The sequence below is a fragment of the Rhizobium phaseoli genome (genome assembly GCF_001664385.1).
Lineage (GTDB): Bacteria > Pseudomonadota > Alphaproteobacteria > Rhizobiales > Rhizobiaceae > Rhizobium > Rhizobium phaseoli.
Genome location: NZ_CP013532.1, coordinates 2,818,301 through 2,832,335, shown reverse-complemented (window position 1 = coordinate 2,832,335; position 14,035 = coordinate 2,818,301). Strand labels below are relative to the sequence as shown.

Below are 14,035 nucleotides of genomic sequence, written 5' to 3'. Positions count from 1 at the left end.
GATGGGGCCGCTGCGATCGCGCCGCCATCGGGTTGTTGATTGTTTTCGCAAGGTGAATATGGCGAAAACCGCACTGCTCGATTAGATGGAAATATCTGGATTCTCTTTTGCATCAATGCAAAAATAGGAGCATGGCCGATCTCAATGACATCGCTGTTTTCGTCAAGGTGGCGCAGTATGGCAGCTTCAGCCGCGCGGCCCATTCGCTCGGCATGCCTGTTTCAACCGTCAGCCGCAAGGTAACCTCGCTCGAGGAGCAGCTTGGCGTGACGCTGATACAGCGGACCACCCGCAAGCTTAGCCTCACCGCGCAGGGCCGGGCCTATTACAACAGATGCAGCGAGCCGCTTTCCCATCTCCTCGATGCCGAGCAGGCGCTGACCGAAACGCAGAGGAAGCCGGAAGGTCTCCTGAAGATCTCCGTGCCCGTTATCTTCGGCCAGGAGGTCTTCTACGAATTCATCTCCGATTTCCTAAAAGTTTTCCCCGAGATACAGATCGATCTTTTCGTCACCAATCTGTTCCTCGATCTGGTCGCGGAGAATATCGACCTGGGCATCCGCTTCGGCGAACTGAAGGATTCCACCATCGTCGCACAGCGGCTCGGCAAGAGCGTGCGCTATCTGGTTGCCGCTCCGGACTATCTCAAGGGCAGGGCGCCTCCTTCGAAGCCGGAGGACCTTGAGGATCATCGATGCGTGCTCCTGAACGGCCGCAACGGTGAGGGCGAATGGCATCTCGTCAGCGGCCGCAAATCGGTGGATCTGCGCGTATCGGGGCCGATATCGAGCCGCGATTTCGATGCGGTCAGCGCCTTCACTTATCGCGGCCACGGCATCGGACTCCTGCCTTCGACCTATTGCGACGAGCAGATCCGAAGAGGCGAGCTCGTCCGCGTGCTGCCGGACTGGTCGTCACCGGAAATCTTCGTGCACGCCGTCTATCCCACTCGCCGCTTCCTGCCCCTGCGGCTGCAGGTCTTCCTCGATGCCCTGAAGGCGTGGAAAAGCCCCTTGTGGCTGCCATTGCACTGAGATCGCGGGATTGGCGTTGCGAGAGGGGTGCTCGGAAAAGGGACCTGAAGGATGCACGCGACGCATCATCGGAGGCGACCGATCGCGACAACTTCAGAAAGCCGAGTGCCATCACCGAAAATTGAAGCTCAACGCGTGGCGGCGCGGCCGGCCCCGATCAAGCTGTGGTACAGTCTGCCGGCTTGAGAATGGCGCGGGGATCTGCCGATGCTGACGTCGCTTGCGGTGCTCATGGGTCTTTCCGGTGTCGTGCCGACGGCGCAGGCTGCGGCAAACGAGGTCGACGTGACGCTGGTGCTTGCCGTCGACACTTCGCGGTCGATGGATTTCGAAGAGATCGGCATCCAGCGCGACGGTTATGTCGAAGCGCTGAAACACAAGGAATTCATCGACGCGGTGAGGGGCGGGCTCACCGGCCGCATTGCCATCAGCTATTTTGAATGGGCGGGTTATGTCGTCCAGGGTTCGGTGATCGACTGGCAGGTGATCGCGACGGAGCAGGATGCTATCGCCTTTGCCGACAGGATCGACGCTCGGCCGATCGCCACGCAGCGACGCACGTCGATCTCCACCGCGATTACCCAGGGCGTCAGCATGATCATTGCCAGCCCCTTCCGCGGGAGGCGGGAGGTGATCGATGTTTCCGGCGACGGTCCGAATAATTCCGGCAATCCCGTCACCCCCGTCCGCGACAAGGCGGTGGCGTCAGGCATGGTCATCAACGGTCTCGCCCTCATGCTGCGGCCTTCCGATGTGCCTGACGGGCTGGACAAATATTATGCCGACTGCGTCATCGGCGGCCCCGGCGCCTTCGTGCTGCCGGTCCGCAAGATCGAGGACTTTGCCGTCGCCGTGCGCCGCAAGTTGGTGATGGAGATCAGCGGCCTGTCTGCCCCGGCAACGGTACAGCCGATCGCCGGCACGGAGCCGGCCACCGACTGCCTGATCGGGGAGAAACAGTGGCGGGAGTTTTTCGAGCGGTGATGCCGGCGGGCCGAGGCTCCGCCTTTGGCTGGCGGGCCTCTGGACGAGGGACGCCGGAGGATGCCGCTCCCATAGGGGGCGTTAGATAACCGCAAGTATTATTGGACCCACCTATAGCGGCAGTTCCTTGCCGGCCTGTTCGTTGACCATATATTCGGCATACCAGTCCGGCCAGTTCTCGTCGTGCTTGCCGCCGTTGCGTTTCTCGTGTTCGCCGTGGGCGGCGGCGGCGCGGCGCAGGGCAGACGCCAGGTCGCTCGACGTGGAGAAGGCCGTCTCGTCGGCATCGATGCGTCCCGGCAGTCGCGTGGTGACTTCCTGGAACAGCCAGCCGTTGCCGTCGGGATCCTTGAAGGAAGCGAAGGAGCGGTAGCTGCGATGCTCGGGATCACGGCCTGCGATCCTCAGCCGTCCGAAGAGATAAGGTTCGTCCTTGCCGGCATAGACGCCTGATGCGTCATGAAACACGTCGCTGACCTCGACGCCGCGGGCGATCAGATCGCGGCGGGCGGCGTCGATGTCGGAGACGACAAGATAAAGGCCCTGGGCGGAGCCGGGCGCCGCAGCGGTGATGTTCTTGCCGAAGATGATCGCGCAGCCGGAGCCCGGTGGCGTAAACTGGATCACCCGGAAATCGGCATCATTGGTGAAGTCGGCGTCGAGCCGCCAGCCCAAGCCGTCATAGAAACGTTTGGCGCGGTCGACATCGGAGACGGGGATGACGACCACCTCGAGCTTGGTATCGACAGGCCGCGTTTTCGGATTTGCGATGGGGGGTTCACTGCGCATTGCATTGCTCATCTTCAGCTCCTTGAGGTTTGGACGCATTAAGAATGGCGATACATGTCGGGGTCGAGTGGATCACAGCGCGGCGAGGGCGTCGAATCAATTCTTCCGTCTGGGGTGGCGGGTATCTGCGGTCTCGCAGCGAGGCGGCGGGCGCTGTCGCCGCCGCCTTCTGTTCGTCGCGCCGCGGTTATGCGGCGAGAGCGGCGCGCGTCTTGCCGATCATGAGGGCGGCCCGCGCCGCCTCGCGGCCCTTCTCGACGAAGTGCGCGCGGTAGATCTGGGTGTGGTGTTCCGTCTCCTGATACTGATGTGGCGTCAGCGAAACGGACAGCACCGGCACGCCGGTATCCATGCCGGCGCGCATCAGCCCGTCGACAACGGCCTGGGCGACGAATTCGTGGCGGTAAATTCCGCCGTCGACGACGAAGGCGGCGGCGATGACGGCGCTGTAGCGGCCGGTGGCGGCAAGATCACGCGACAGCAGCGGCATTTCGAAGGCGCCGGGTACATCGAACACGTCGATCTGCTCAGCTGGAATAAGCTGCTGGAAACCTTCGAGCGCACGGTCGACGATATCGGCGTGCCAGCCGGCTTTGACGAAGGCATAACGGGTGGGTGTCATGGTAATCTCCTTTGGCGTACAGACACGTCACCCAAGGCGATCACGAACGTTCGCCGGCAGCCGGGGAGGGCAGCAGGAACGCACGTTCTCTTTCATCCGGACTATGACCGTCGGCTCAGGCATCTCACCTGATCTGCTGACCCTTCCTTATGGAAGGCGCTCGCGGGCTCGCAATTGAAACTGCATACCGCCGGTAGGGACTTCCACCCCGCCCTGAGAACGGCGCGGACAATAGGGGCAAGGCGAGAGGCTGGCAATAGGGTTTCGTCGTCGAAGACCCGCGGTGGCCCCCAACCTCCATCATTCCAGGCCTTGAGCGTGCAATCCCGCCAATAAAGGCAAGGGAGTTGCGCGGCCTCAGCCGAAGGTCTTGCTGAGCGCGCACTTCCCCCTACCTTCCAGGAGGGCTCACGCCAAACCAGCATGACACGCCGTCCCGCATGAGGCGGGCAGGCCATCGCACCACGGGAGGGAGACATGCCGGAAGCTTTCGTCGTTCACCGCGAAGCGCATATCGCAGCGCCGCCGGCGGCGGTGTTCGCGCTGATGACCGATCCGGAAAAGATCCTGCGCTGGATGGGGACGGAGGCCCAGGTCGAGCCGCAGCCGGGCGGTCTCTATCTCGTCAACGTCACCGGCGCCCGCTTTGCGCGCGGCTCGTTTCGCGAGGTGGTGCCGGTGCATCGCCTTGCCTACAGTTTCGGCTGGGATGGCAGCGAGGTGGTGCCGCCGGGCTCGAGCCTGGTCGAGATCGATCTGATCGAGCAGCCCGACGGGACGCTCCTGCGGCTGACCCATAGCGGTCTGCCGAGTGCCGAGCAATGCGCCGGCCATGCGGAAGGTTGGGCGCATTATCTCGGCCGGCTGACCGAAGTCGCCGCCGGACGCGACCCCGGTCCCGATCCGTTTTATGGCAGAACATGAACGGGTTTTTGCAAGGCATCGAAACGTCCAACGGCCTCTCGTCACTGAAGGGACGGCCTCCGCGACCGCGGTTGGCGCGGCCGCAAAGATGAACGCCCAATTCATCGCAGGTTCAATTTGGCGGCCCTAGAGTCGGTGCGGCTGGATTGAAATGGAGTTCTCGATGAAGGTACTTTTGATCGCGGCTGCCGTGCTCGCTGGCAGCCTCTCGATCGGCACAGCTGAGGCGATGCCGACCGGGACAATCAAAGTTCAGAGCAATGTCACACAGGTCGACTACGCCTGTGGTCGCGGTTGGCATCTGACGCGCTGGGGCGAATGCCGGCGGAACTGGCGACGCCCGCCGCCGGTGGCCTACTATGGCGGCCCGCCGCGCTGGGGCTGGGAACGGCGGCATCACCGCTATTGGGATGGTCCGCGCTGGCGCGAGGAGCGGCGTTGGGACCGCGACCGTCGCTGGGACGATTAAGGGCCTCGATCAGAGGCATGTCGATGGAGGCCGGCGCGATCTCGCCCGGCCTCTTTTCACGAGATTTCGAGCCTCAATGTTCAGATCCGGCTGACAAGCCAGTGCTTGCCGTCGATCAGCTCTTCGAGTTCGGCCGGATCCTTAACGCCGAATTCGAACCATTCGACGAGTTCCTTCGCCTTCAGACGGCTTTCGTCCGCCGTAAACTCGATTCCATAGCGCGCGCACCAGCGCCGCAGGATCGACGTCAGCAGAGTCATGTCTTTTCCGTCCAGCGGATCTTTCGGCCAGAATGTCGTGCCCATCGCAACCCCTCAATCGCGGAGACCGACATTACATTGGAATCAAAGCCGCGCAAGTTTAAAGTGTTATTTTTCTGATTTCCACCGACGTGACGGATTATTTGACGGTGTTGTTGCCTGAAAGCCGAGGGGAAGGCGGGCGCGGAAGCGTCGGCTTGCGGAGGTTTGCCGGCGATGTCATCCTAAATTATGGATCTGCCTTTTTCCCTTGCCTGGCTGGTTGACGAGGCCGCTGCCTCGCCCGGTCCCGAACGGTTCCTCGCCGAGCTCGGGCGCCGGCTGCTTGGCGACGGTCTGCCGCTTGCCGGCGGCGCGCTGACGCTTTCGGTGCCGCATCCGATCATCGCGCGGCGCACCTGGCTCTGGCGGGCGGAGACCGGGGCCGTAATCGAGGCGCTCGCCTTCGCCGCGGCCCCGCCCATCGAGGCCGGGCGCGAGTGGCTGGCCGGGCTCGGGCCGGTATGGGAGGAAAGGATCGGAGCCTCGCCGGAGAACCCGCTGCTTGGCTGGGCGGGCATCGGCGATGAAAAGGGGACGGGCGCTTTCGGCCCGGCCGAGGCGGACCGTCTGCGCGACGTGGCGCGCTTTGCCGCCGCCCCGCTCTCCGCCCTTGCGGCACGGGAGGCGCGGGCCGCCCTGCTCGAAGCCTATCTCGGCCGGCGCAGTGCGGCGCGGGTGCAGGCGGGGGCGCTTGCGCGCGGCACCGGCGAAACCATCCGCGCGGCGCTTCTCTGCGCCGATCTGCGCGACTTCACGGCGCTCTCCGAAGTGACGGAGCCGCACGCAATGATCACCACGCTCGATGCCTGGTTCGACCGCGTCGCCGGTGCCGTGCACGCCTTCGGCGGCGAGGTGCTGAAATTCATCGGCGACGGCGTGCTGGCGATCTTCCCCGTCACGCCTGCCGCGGATAAGGCGCAGGGGGACCGCGATGCCTGCGAGGCGGCGCTGAGGGCCATCGCCGCCAGCCGCGCCGGCATGGCCCATCTCGACCAGGTTCGCCAGGGGCAGGGGCTGACGCCGCTGCCTTTCGGCGCCGCGCTGCATTTCGGCGAAATCCTGTGGGGCAACATCGGTGCGGCCGACCGGCTGGATTTCACCGCCATCGGCCCCGCCGTCAATCTTGTCAGCCGGCTCGAGGGGCTCTGCAAGCCGCTCGGCCGCAGCGTGCTGATCTCCGGCGCGGTAGCGGCGAACACGACAGCGGCGCTCGTGCCGCTCGGAGAACACGCCTTGCGTGGCATCGCCGATCCTTGTGCGGTCTTTACCCTGCCCGAGGATTGACCTCAGCGCTGATGCTGCCGAAAGGCGCAGCAGATGCGGCGGTTACTCGCGGCCGCGGCCTTCTCCGCTTCGTGAAACTCCGGCGAGAATCATGATTGTGAAACTCCTCTTTTTTGGCTAAAGCCTGTGCGCACATCGAATGGGGGCAAACATGACTCGATATACGCGCAAATTTTTATCCGTGCTGGGGATGTCCGCAATCCTGGCGGCAGGCGCCGCGCATGCTGAAGACAAGACGGTCTCGATCGTCGACGACCGCGGCGTGACCGTCGAAGTCCCGGCGCAGCCGAAGCGCATTGCCTCGATTTCCTATTTCGCCGACGACGTCGCGCTCGCGCTCGGCATTAAGCCGGTCGCCAGCACCTATATGACGGCAGGCCGCGAGCCGGGCTTCCTGCTCGGCCTGACCGCCGGGATGAAGCAGATCGGCCAGCGCGCCAAGCCCAATCTCGAGCTTCTCTCCGAAGCCAAGCCGGATCTGATCATCGCGATCCGCCGCTATACGGTCGGCAATGCCGCGCAGCTGCAGAACATCGCGCCTTACGTCGCCTATAATATGGAGCTGCTCGAAGAGAGCTACAGCGAGACCGCCGCTCTTTCCAAGCTGCTCGGCAAGCCCGAGCGCGGCGAGCAGCTGAACGCCGATTTCCGCAAGCATCTGGCGGAGTTCGCCGCAAAGGCGCCCAAGGACAAGCATCCGCGCTTTCTGATCATGTGGGGCGGCGCAACGCCTTTCGCCTTCCACACGGAAAACACTTCGGCCTCGATCGTCGCTGCGATCGGCGGTGACAATATTCCCGGCCCGAAGACGCCGGGCGGCGAGTTCGGCATCGATCTCAGCCTCGAAACCATGCTGGAGAAGGATCCGGAGGTGATCTTCGTTTACGATTCCGGCCCGGATCGTCCGCATGAAGGCAATCCGATCTGGTCGCAGCTGTCGGCGGTCAAGAACAACCGGGTGTTCTATGTCGGCGACCAGTGGGTCGAGACCAATGGTCCGATCGCCCGCGAAATCGTGCTGCGCGAGGCCGCGCACTACCTCTATCCCGACACGTTCCCGGCCGTCGACGTCAAGGCGGAAGCCGCCAAGCTGATCCCGGCCGAACTGCAGAACTAAGCCGGGGACAGACCGGCGATGAGCCCCCGGCAATCATTCATGGCCATCGGGCTCATCGTCATCGCCGCCATCTTGGCGGCGATGTTCGGCTTGCTGATCGGCGCCAAGACGCTGTCGATTGAGACCGTCATTCGCGTGCTCCTGGCGCCCGACGGCAAGGTCGAATCCATTCTCGTCTGGACGCTGCGGCTGCCGCGCAGCCTGACGGCGGCTGCCGGTGGGGCGGGCCTTGCCGTTTCCGGCTATGTGCTGCAGACGCTGACGCGCAATCCGCTGGCCGATCCCGGCATCACCGGCGTCACATCGGGGGCGGTCGCGCCGATCGTCTGCTGTTTCGTCTTCCTGCCGTTGGTATCGCCGGGCTATTATCCCTTCATCGGCCTTGCCGGCGGGCTTGCGGCAGCCTCGGTGACGTTCTGGGTGTCGCATGGCGGGCAGGGGCGGCCGCTGCAGCTGGCGCTCGGCGGCGTCAGCGTCTCGCTCTTCCTGGGTGCGATCACCACCTATGTGCTGCTTTTGACCGGGCCGCAATCGGCATCGCTGCTCTTCTGGCTTGCCGGCGGTTTCCAAGGGCGCACCTGGTCGCATCTCTTCTACATGCTGCCCTGGACGATCGCCGGCGTCGCCGGCGCGCTCTTGCTGCGGCGCGTCATCGCCATGTTCATGCTGAGCGATCATGCGGCGGCCGGCATGGGCCTGCAGCTCGGCCTGTGGAAGCCGCTTATCCTCGTTCTCGCCGTCCTTCCGGTCGCCGGCGTCGCGCCGGTCGCCGGACCGGTCGCGTTCGTGGGGCTGGCCGCTCCCCACATCGCCCGGCTGCTCAAGCCGCGCGGCACGGGATGGGAGATTGGGCTCTGCGCTGCCCTTGGCGCGCTGATCGTCACCGTCGCCGACGTCTTGGCGCGCAGCATCGCCATCCCGCGCGAGCTGCCCGTCGGCATCGTCACCGCGCTGCTTGGCGGCCCTGTCTTCATCTATCTCGTCCAGCGCGGGCGGCTGAGCCTAGCGGGTGAGACCCGATGAGCGCCCCGGCATCGACATCGGCCTCTTCGCCGGGCTTCGGCATGGCCGCTGTGTTTGCTGTGTTGGCGGTCCTGTCGCTGGCAGCGGCGATCTTCCTCGGCGTCGCCGATATTCCGATGGGCGATGTCGCGGCCGTCTTGATCGGCGGCGGCTCGGCGGAAGCGCGGCTGATCATTCTCGATATCCGGTTGCCGCGCATCGCCACCGGCATTCTGGCCGGCATTCATTTTTCGCTGGCGGGATATCTGCTGCAGACGATCACCCGCAATCCGCTGGCCGATCCGTCGCTGATGGGCGTGTCGCAGGGCGCGACGCTGTCGGTGACGATCTTCCTGCTTTTCACCGTCTATATCTTCGAGCCCGGCTCGAACACGCTGGCCGAACTGCCGGTCGCCTGGCTGCCGGCGGCCGGGCTTGCCGGCGGTCTGCTGGCCGGCGGCGTCATCTATCTCCTGGCCTTCCGCCTCGGCCTCAGCGCGCTGCGCATCACGCTCTGCGGCGTGGCGGTCGGGGCGGTTCTGCATGCGGTGGCGATCGGCCTCATCGCCGGTTGGGGATCGGCCCGTATCGAGATCATCCTCGAATGGCTGTCGGGCAGCCTTTATGCCCGCAGCTGGGATCACGCGCTCTTCCTGCTGCCCTTCACCATCGCCGGGATCGCCATGCTGCCGGTCATCTACCGGCCCTTGACGCTGCTGCAGTTCGATGCATCCGTCGCCCGTTCTTTCGGGCTCGGCTATAAGAGACAGTTCTCGCTCGTGCTGATGGTATCCTGCGCGCTTGCGGCAAGCGCGGTCGGCGCCGTCGGCCCTGTCGTTTTCATCGGTCTCGTCGTGCCGCATCTCGCCCGTTTCCTGGCGGGACGGAATTTCTTGCTGTCGCTGGTGCTGACGATCGTGCTCGGCGCCGTCATCGTCACGCTCGGTGATCTTATCGGCCGGCTGCTCGGCCAAGCCGAGGAAATCCCGATCGGTGTGGTCACGGCCGTCTGCGGCGTGCCGCTCCTGCTCGCGCTGCTGCGCAAAACCATGTGAGGCCGAAATGCCCTTGTCCTGTTCCGACCTCTCGGTGATGTACGGCCAGCGAAAGGCGCTCAGCGCCTTCAGCCTTTCGCTCGAAAAGGGCGAGATCCGGGCGCTGATCGGCCCGAACGGCTCGGGCAAGAGCACGGCGCTGCATGCGCTGGCCGGGCTGATCCGGCCGGCCGGGGGCCGGGCGTCGCTCGGCGGCGTTGCTGTCGCCTCCATGTCGCGCCGCATGCTGGCGAAGAGGCTTGCCTTCCTGCCGCAGCAGCCGACCGCGCCCGACGAAATGACCGTCGCCCAGCTCGTGCGTCAGGGCCGCTATCCGCATGTCGGCCTGTTCCGCTCCTATGACAGACGTGACGAAGACGCGATCGGATGGGCGCTCGAAAGCACCGGCCTGTCCGGGCTCGCCGACCGCAGCCTTCGGGATTTGTCCGGCGGCGAGCGGCAAAGGGCCTGGATATCGGCCGCTCTCGCCCAGGAAGCGGAGATCCTGCTGCTCGACGAGCCGACCTCCTTCCTCGATATTGGCTACCAGGTGGAGGTGCTCGATCTCGTGCATCGGCTGAGCCGGGAAAAGGGCGTGACCGTCGTCATGGCGATCCACGACATCAACCAGGCTGTCGCCATCAGCGACCGCATCTCGCTGCTCGAAAAAGGCGAGCTCCGATTCGACGGCGCCCCGCGCGAGCTTGCCGAACGCGGGCTGATCCAGGAAATCTTCCGCGTCAGAGGCCGTTTCGTCCAGGTTGCGCCCGACAGTCCGCCGCATTTCGATGTCGAGCTGATGCGGCTTCAGCGGCCCGACACCGGGTCTAGCGCTTCACCAGCCTGAAGACGATTTTCGTCTGAGTATAGTAATTCAGCGCATCTGCGAAATCAGGCGTCCAGCCGTCGGCGACGAAGGGAATGAAGCCGTCATATTCGAGCTTGCGGGCGGAGACGTCGAAGCCCGCCTTTTCGAAGGCGCGGCCGTAGTCGGTGATCGATCGGTCCTGGACGACGGTGTTGGTGCGGTTGGCGACGAGTTCGCGCCATTTCGGCCAGAGCGGGTTATCGGTATGGCATCCGGTGACGGCATAATAGACGCCGCCGGACTTCAGCGCCCGCCAGATGTCGGCGGCGTGCGCGTCGATATCGGGAACGAGGTAGATGACCTCGTGGCTGAGGGCGAGATCGAATTCTTCACTCCAGCCGTCGAGCCTGCCGCCGACCTGATGCTGGATCGGCAGATTGCCCTTCAGCGTCTCGGCCTTGGCGATCGAGGTTTCGGCGATGTCGATGCCGAGCGCCTTGCGGAAGGGGCGGATCGCATAGAGATGGCGCAGCAGGCCGCCCTGATTGCAGCCGAAATCGAGCACGCTCTTGTCGGTCAGGTCGCGCTCGAGGATGAGGTCGATCAGGTGGCGCCAGATGGGCGCATGTCCATCGGCCATCCTGTCTTCGGCGTCGGGATCGATATACCACGTGCCGATGTTTTTCTGCGCGTCCTCAGCCATCCCCTTGCCCCTCGCATCATGCCGATCACGGTGACGGTCTTAGGGGGCATGACGATGCTTGGCTAGATCAGAAGGAGGTTTTCAAGAGGCTTTCACAGCCGCCGAATATTTTGCAAAGAAAGTTTTGCAAATATATGTTTGCGGGTATATGCTTTAGGGATGAAACATCCGCGCCCTAAACCTGCCGCAGATCCCCGCACCGTCAGCCGGGTCGTGCCCGAGCCGACCGCGCTGAAGGCGCTGGCCCATCCCGTCCGGCTGCGCATGCTCGGCATGCTCCGGATCGACGGGCCTGCCACGGCGACGCAGCTGGCCGCGCGGCTCGGCCTGAACAGCGGCGCGACGAGCTATCATCTGCGCCAGCTTGCCCAATACGGCTTCATCGAGGAGGCACCGCATGCTTCGCGGCGCGACCGCTGGTGGCGGGCGAGCCACGAGCTGACCTCGGTGCCGGCGAGCGAATCCGAAGGCGAGGCGCTCGATCTCGACATCGCCTTCAACCAGGCAGCACTCTCGCTGCAGGTCGGCCAGATGCAGCAGGCGCTGGAGGAATATGCCGAGCTGCCGGCCGAATGGCGCAAGGCGACGGCCGCTGACGACATCATCATCCCGATGACGGCGGCACAGGCCGAGGCGCTGACGAAACGGCTGAGGGATATCATTCTGGAGGCGATGCAGTCGGCCCCTCGGCTGGGGGAGGCCGCGTCTCGGGAAGCCGGCATGGTTCCATTCTACGTCATGCTCCATGCCTTTCCCTATCCGGGCCGCCTTCCGCATCGCGAAGGGGAGGACGCGCCGTGAGGAGGGGCGGGCCCTTCCTGGCGCTCGCCGCCGCCGAGACATTCTCGCTCTCCGGCACGCGACTTTCGACCATCGCCATTCCCTGGCTGGTGCTGAGCACGACGGGCAGCCCGGTGCTGACCGGCCTGACGGTAATGATGGAGATGCTGCCCTATGTCGTCGCCAGAGCGCTCGGCGGACCGCTGATCGATCGCGTCGGGCCAAAACGCATCGCCGTTTGCTGCGATGTCGCCTCCGTAGCTGTCGTGGCGCTGGTACCGCTCCTCGATTTCTTCGGCCTGCTCGGCATGCCGGCGCTGTTGCCCGTCGTCTTTGCCATGGGCGTGCTGCGCGGGCCGTCCGATGCCGCCAAACAGGCGATGGTTCCCGATATCGCCGCGCTCGCGGCCGTGCCGCTGGAGCGCGTCACCGGCGTCGTTGCGGCGATCGAACGCCTTGCGTCGACGGTGGGCGCTGCCGGGGCTGGAGCGCTGATCGGCCTGATTAGCCCCGGACAAGCGCTGCTCATCAATGCCGCCAGCTTCGCTGCGGCCGCGCTGATCGTCGGAGCGGGCATGCCAGGCTCGCGGCGCATCTGCGAACCGTGCGGCACGCAGGATGCGCGAACGGGGGCCGCAACGTCCTATCTCGACGAGCTCCGTGAAGGCTGGCGGTTTCTGCGCGGCGATGCGGTGCTCGTCGGCATCGCCGCCATGGTGGCGATCACCAATCTGCTCGACCAGGCCTATCACGCCGTCCTGCTGCCCGTCTGGATGCGGGAGTCCGGCCACGGGCCGGAACTGCTGGGTGCTATGCTGGCGGTCTTCACCGGCGCCTCCATCGCCGGTGCGGCGATTGCGGCGGCGGCCGGGGAGCGGCTGCCGCGGCTGACGGTCTATACCGTCGCCTTCCTCTTGACCGGATGTCCACGTTTCCTGGTGCCCGCGCTGGATGCTCCGCTCGCCCTTGTCTTTACGACCTTGGCCATCGCCGGGTTTGCCTCGGGCTTCCTCAATCCGACCCTTTCGGCTGTGATATTCGAGCGCATCCCCAAGCCGCTGACCGGCCGCGTCAGCGCGCTGAACGTCGCCCTGTGCTTCGCCCTCATCCCCTTCGGCGGCCTGGTCGGTGGCGCCCTGATCAGCACTATCGGTCTTTCCGCAGCACTGCTGTTCACCGGTCTTGCCTATCTTGCAGCGACGCTCGCGCCCCTGGCGTTGAAGAGCTTCCGCGAGTTCGACGGCAAGAGTACTGTGGTCACCGATGCCGCAGCTCCTCGACCAGCAGGTCGATGAAGCGGCGCACTCGCGGTTCCAGCAAGCGTTTGTCGGGATAGAGGGCCACGATCTTGGCTTCGTCGATTTCAAGCTCCGGCAGGACATGGCGGAGGCGGCCGGCGGCGAGATCGCCGGCGGCGAGAAAGCCGGGCAGCAGGGCTATGCCGAGACCCGCAACGGCAGCGTCGCGGATCGCCTCGCTGCTGTCGAGCCTCAGGCGGCTGCGGCCCTGCGCCTTGACCCAAGCGCCGTCGTTGCCGCGAAAGCGCCAGCCTTGCCGTTGATCGCGGCTGGAAAAGACGAGACAATCATGGGCGGCGAGATCGTCAATGTGGCACGGCTCGCCACGGTCAGCGAGGTAGAACGGCGAGGCGCAGAGCCGCGCCCTGTCGGCGGCGATCACGCGCGAGAGGAGTCCGTTCTCGGATGCCGACGGCATCGCGCCGATCCGTATCGCCAGATCGAAACCTTCTTCGACGATGTCGGCCTTGCGATCGGTGAAGTTCACCTCGACCTGGATGTCGGGCCAGGCCAGAAGATATTTTTCGACGATGGGCAGCACGACAAGCCGCCCGAAGGCATCGGGAACGGTGAGCCTGAGAACGCCGCGTGGCGCGCCGCTCTGCCCCGCCACGCTCGCTTCCGCCTCGTCGACCGAAGCGAGGACTTCCAGCCCGTGTTCATAGAATAGCCGGCCTTCGTCGGTCAGGCTCAGCCTTCTCGTGGTGCGGTTGAGCAGGCGCGTGCCGAGGCGATCTTCCAGGCGGATGACGGCCTTTCCCGCTGCCGATCGCGACAGGCCCATGGCCTGGCCGCCGGCGATGAAGCTTCCGGCATCGACGACGGCCATGAAGATCAGGATATCGTTGAGGTTCGTACGCGGCATGGGGCAACTCGAGCGGTTGG

The 14,035-nt window shown here is 64.9% G+C and carries 16 protein-coding genes and 1 riboswitch; of the genes, 11 read left to right on the top strand and 5 right to left on the bottom strand.

Annotated features, from left to right (window positions below; genetic code table 11):
• Nucleotides 1-131: 131 nt before the first annotated feature.
• Both AMC88_RS13780 and AMC88_RS13775 read left to right on the top strand, forming a co-directional pair.
• The gene (locus tag AMC88_RS13780; protein WP_016733482.1) at nucleotides 132-1,034 is read left to right on the top strand and encodes a LysR family transcriptional regulator; all 903 of its coding nucleotides are present in this window, start codon (nucleotides 132-134) and stop codon (nucleotides 1,032-1,034) included.
• 207 nt (nucleotides 1,035-1,241) lie between these two features.
• Nucleotides 1,242-2,018 carry a DUF1194 domain-containing protein gene (locus AMC88_RS13775; RefSeq protein WP_010025281.1) on the top strand — a complete coding sequence of 259 codons (777 nt, stop codon included), beginning with the start codon at nucleotides 1,242-1,244 and terminating at the stop codon, nucleotides 2,016-2,018.
• A gap of 111 nt (nucleotides 2,019-2,129) precedes the next feature.
• Here the strand turns inward: AMC88_RS13775 and AMC88_RS13770 are convergent, their stop codons facing one another.
• Together AMC88_RS13770 and AMC88_RS13765 are read right to left on the bottom strand one after the other, a co-directional pair.
• The gene (locus tag AMC88_RS13770) at nucleotides 2,130-2,819 is read right to left on the bottom strand and encodes a VOC family protein (protein WP_012484359.1); all 690 of its coding nucleotides are present in this window, start codon (nucleotides 2,817-2,819) and stop codon (nucleotides 2,130-2,132) included.
• A gap of 175 nt (nucleotides 2,820-2,994) precedes the next feature.
• Nucleotides 2,995-3,429, bottom strand: a complete 435-nt coding sequence (locus AMC88_RS13765) for a 6,7-dimethyl-8-ribityllumazine synthase (protein ID WP_004675539.1) — start codon at nucleotides 3,427-3,429, stop codon at nucleotides 2,995-2,997.
• An 80-nt stretch (nucleotides 3,430-3,509) separates the two neighbouring features.
• A riboswitch (FMN riboswitch) is annotated at nucleotides 3,510-3,654 on the bottom strand.
• Nucleotides 3,655-3,906: 252 nt separating this feature from the next.
• Here AMC88_RS13765 and AMC88_RS13760 point away from each other — a divergent pair.
• A complete protein-coding gene (locus tag AMC88_RS13760; RefSeq protein WP_012484358.1) occupies nucleotides 3,907-4,353 on the top strand; it encodes an SRPBCC family protein in 447 nt (148 codons plus the stop codon).
• A gap of 163 nt (nucleotides 4,354-4,516) precedes the next feature.
• Complete coding sequence (locus tag AMC88_RS13755) at nucleotides 4,517-4,822, top strand: GCG_CRPN prefix-to-repeats domain-containing protein (RefSeq protein WP_004675543.1); 306 nt, start codon at nucleotides 4,517-4,519, stop codon at nucleotides 4,820-4,822.
• Nucleotides 4,823-4,902: 80 nt separating this feature from the next.
• Here AMC88_RS13755 and AMC88_RS13750 read toward each other — a convergent pair whose 3' ends face one another.
• Nucleotides 4,903-5,127, bottom strand: a complete 225-nt coding sequence (locus AMC88_RS13750; RefSeq protein ID WP_064825435.1) for a hypothetical protein — start codon at nucleotides 5,125-5,127, stop codon at nucleotides 4,903-4,905.
• Nucleotides 5,128-5,313: 186 nt separating this feature from the next.
• On the opposite strand from AMC88_RS13750, the gene AMC88_RS13745 reads away from it, so the two are divergent.
• From AMC88_RS13745 to AMC88_RS13725, 5 genes are all read left to right on the top strand, one after another.
• Entirely contained in the window at nucleotides 5,314-6,408 is a 1,095-nt protein-coding gene (locus tag AMC88_RS13745; RefSeq protein ID WP_064825434.1) for an adenylate/guanylate cyclase domain-containing protein, read from the top strand.
• Between the two features lie 151 nt (nucleotides 6,409-6,559).
• A complete protein-coding gene (locus AMC88_RS13740; RefSeq protein ID WP_064825433.1) occupies nucleotides 6,560-7,525 on the top strand; it encodes an ABC transporter substrate-binding protein in 966 nt (321 codons plus the stop codon).
• Nucleotides 7,526-7,543: 18 nt separating this feature from the next.
• Nucleotides 7,544-8,548 (top strand): FecCD family ABC transporter permease, encoded by a 1,005-nt coding sequence (locus tag AMC88_RS13735; RefSeq protein WP_064825432.1) that lies wholly within the window; start codon nucleotides 7,544-7,546, stop codon nucleotides 8,546-8,548.
• A 41-nt stretch (nucleotides 8,549-8,589) separates the two neighbouring features.
• A complete protein-coding gene (locus tag AMC88_RS13730) occupies nucleotides 8,590-9,582 on the top strand; it encodes a FecCD family ABC transporter permease (protein WP_012484354.1) in 993 nt (330 codons plus the stop codon).
• 7 nt (nucleotides 9,583-9,589) lie between these two features.
• Entirely contained in the window at nucleotides 9,590-10,408 is an 819-nt protein-coding gene (locus tag AMC88_RS13725; protein WP_064825431.1) for an ABC transporter ATP-binding protein, read from the top strand.
• Here AMC88_RS13725 and AMC88_RS13720 read toward each other — a convergent pair.
• Nucleotides 10,389-11,072 (bottom strand): class I SAM-dependent methyltransferase, encoded by a 684-nt coding sequence (locus AMC88_RS13720; protein ID WP_012484352.1) that lies wholly within the window; start codon nucleotides 11,070-11,072, stop codon nucleotides 10,389-10,391. The two genes, AMC88_RS13725 and AMC88_RS13720, sit on opposite strands and share 20 nt — an antisense overlap.
• A gap of 159 nt (nucleotides 11,073-11,231) precedes the next feature.
• On the opposite strand from AMC88_RS13720, the gene AMC88_RS13715 reads away from it, so the two are divergent.
• Together AMC88_RS13715 and AMC88_RS13710 are read left to right on the top strand one after the other, a co-directional pair.
• Nucleotides 11,232-11,873 carry a winged helix-turn-helix domain-containing protein gene (locus AMC88_RS13715; RefSeq protein WP_012484351.1) on the top strand — a complete coding sequence of 214 codons (642 nt, stop codon included), beginning with the start codon at nucleotides 11,232-11,234 and terminating at the stop codon, nucleotides 11,871-11,873.
• Nucleotides 11,870-13,147 carry an MFS transporter gene (locus AMC88_RS13710; RefSeq protein WP_064825430.1) on the top strand — a complete coding sequence of 426 codons (1,278 nt, stop codon included), beginning with the start codon at nucleotides 11,870-11,872 and terminating at the stop codon, nucleotides 13,145-13,147. Before AMC88_RS13715 ends, AMC88_RS13710 begins: the two co-directional genes overlap by 4 nt.
• On the opposite strand, the gene AMC88_RS13705 is transcribed toward AMC88_RS13710, so the two are convergent.
• The gene (locus AMC88_RS13705) at nucleotides 13,110-14,015 is read right to left on the bottom strand and encodes a LysR family transcriptional regulator (RefSeq protein ID WP_064825429.1); all 906 of its coding nucleotides are present in this window, start codon (nucleotides 14,013-14,015) and stop codon (nucleotides 13,110-13,112) included. The genes AMC88_RS13710 and AMC88_RS13705 overlap by 38 nt on opposite strands.
• Between the last annotated feature and the right edge of the window lie 20 nt (nucleotides 14,016-14,035).

Excerpts from the sequence above, each read along its gene's own strand:
- AMC88_RS13780 (WP_016733482.1), top strand. The coding sequence starts at position 132 with ATGGCCGATCTCAATGACATCGCTGTTTTCGTCAAGGTGGCGCAGTAT.
- AMC88_RS13775 (WP_010025281.1), top strand. The coding sequence starts at position 1,242 with ATGCTGACGTCGCTTGCGGTGCTCATGGGTCTTTCCGGTGTCGTGCCG.
- AMC88_RS13770 (WP_012484359.1), bottom strand. The coding sequence starts at position 2,819 with ATGAGCAATGCAATGCGCAGTGAACCCCCCATCGCAAATCCGAAAACG.
- AMC88_RS13765 (WP_004675539.1), bottom strand. The coding sequence starts at position 3,429 with ATGACACCCACCCGTTATGCCTTCGTCAAAGCCGGCTGGCACGCCGAT.
- AMC88_RS13760 (WP_012484358.1), top strand. The coding sequence starts at position 3,907 with ATGCCGGAAGCTTTCGTCGTTCACCGCGAAGCGCATATCGCAGCGCCG.
- AMC88_RS13755 (WP_004675543.1), top strand. The coding sequence starts at position 4,517 with ATGAAGGTACTTTTGATCGCGGCTGCCGTGCTCGCTGGCAGCCTCTCG.
- AMC88_RS13750 (WP_064825435.1), bottom strand. The coding sequence starts at position 5,127 with ATGGGCACGACATTCTGGCCGAAAGATCCGCTGGACGGAAAAGACATG.
- AMC88_RS13745 (WP_064825434.1), top strand. The coding sequence starts at position 5,314 with ATGGATCTGCCTTTTTCCCTTGCCTGGCTGGTTGACGAGGCCGCTGCC.
- AMC88_RS13740 (WP_064825433.1), top strand. The coding sequence starts at position 6,560 with ATGACTCGATATACGCGCAAATTTTTATCCGTGCTGGGGATGTCCGCA.
- AMC88_RS13735 (WP_064825432.1), top strand. The coding sequence starts at position 7,544 with ATGAGCCCCCGGCAATCATTCATGGCCATCGGGCTCATCGTCATCGCC.
- AMC88_RS13730 (WP_012484354.1), top strand. The coding sequence starts at position 8,590 with ATGGCCGCTGTGTTTGCTGTGTTGGCGGTCCTGTCGCTGGCAGCGGCG.
- AMC88_RS13725 (WP_064825431.1), top strand. The coding sequence starts at position 9,590 with ATGCCCTTGTCCTGTTCCGACCTCTCGGTGATGTACGGCCAGCGAAAG.
- AMC88_RS13720 (WP_012484352.1), bottom strand. The coding sequence starts at position 11,072 with ATGGCTGAGGACGCGCAGAAAAACATCGGCACGTGGTATATCGATCCC.
- AMC88_RS13715 (WP_012484351.1), top strand. The coding sequence starts at position 11,232 with ATGAAACATCCGCGCCCTAAACCTGCCGCAGATCCCCGCACCGTCAGC.
- AMC88_RS13705 (WP_064825429.1), bottom strand. The coding sequence starts at position 14,015 with ATGCCGCGTACGAACCTCAACGATATCCTGATCTTCATGGCCGTCGTC.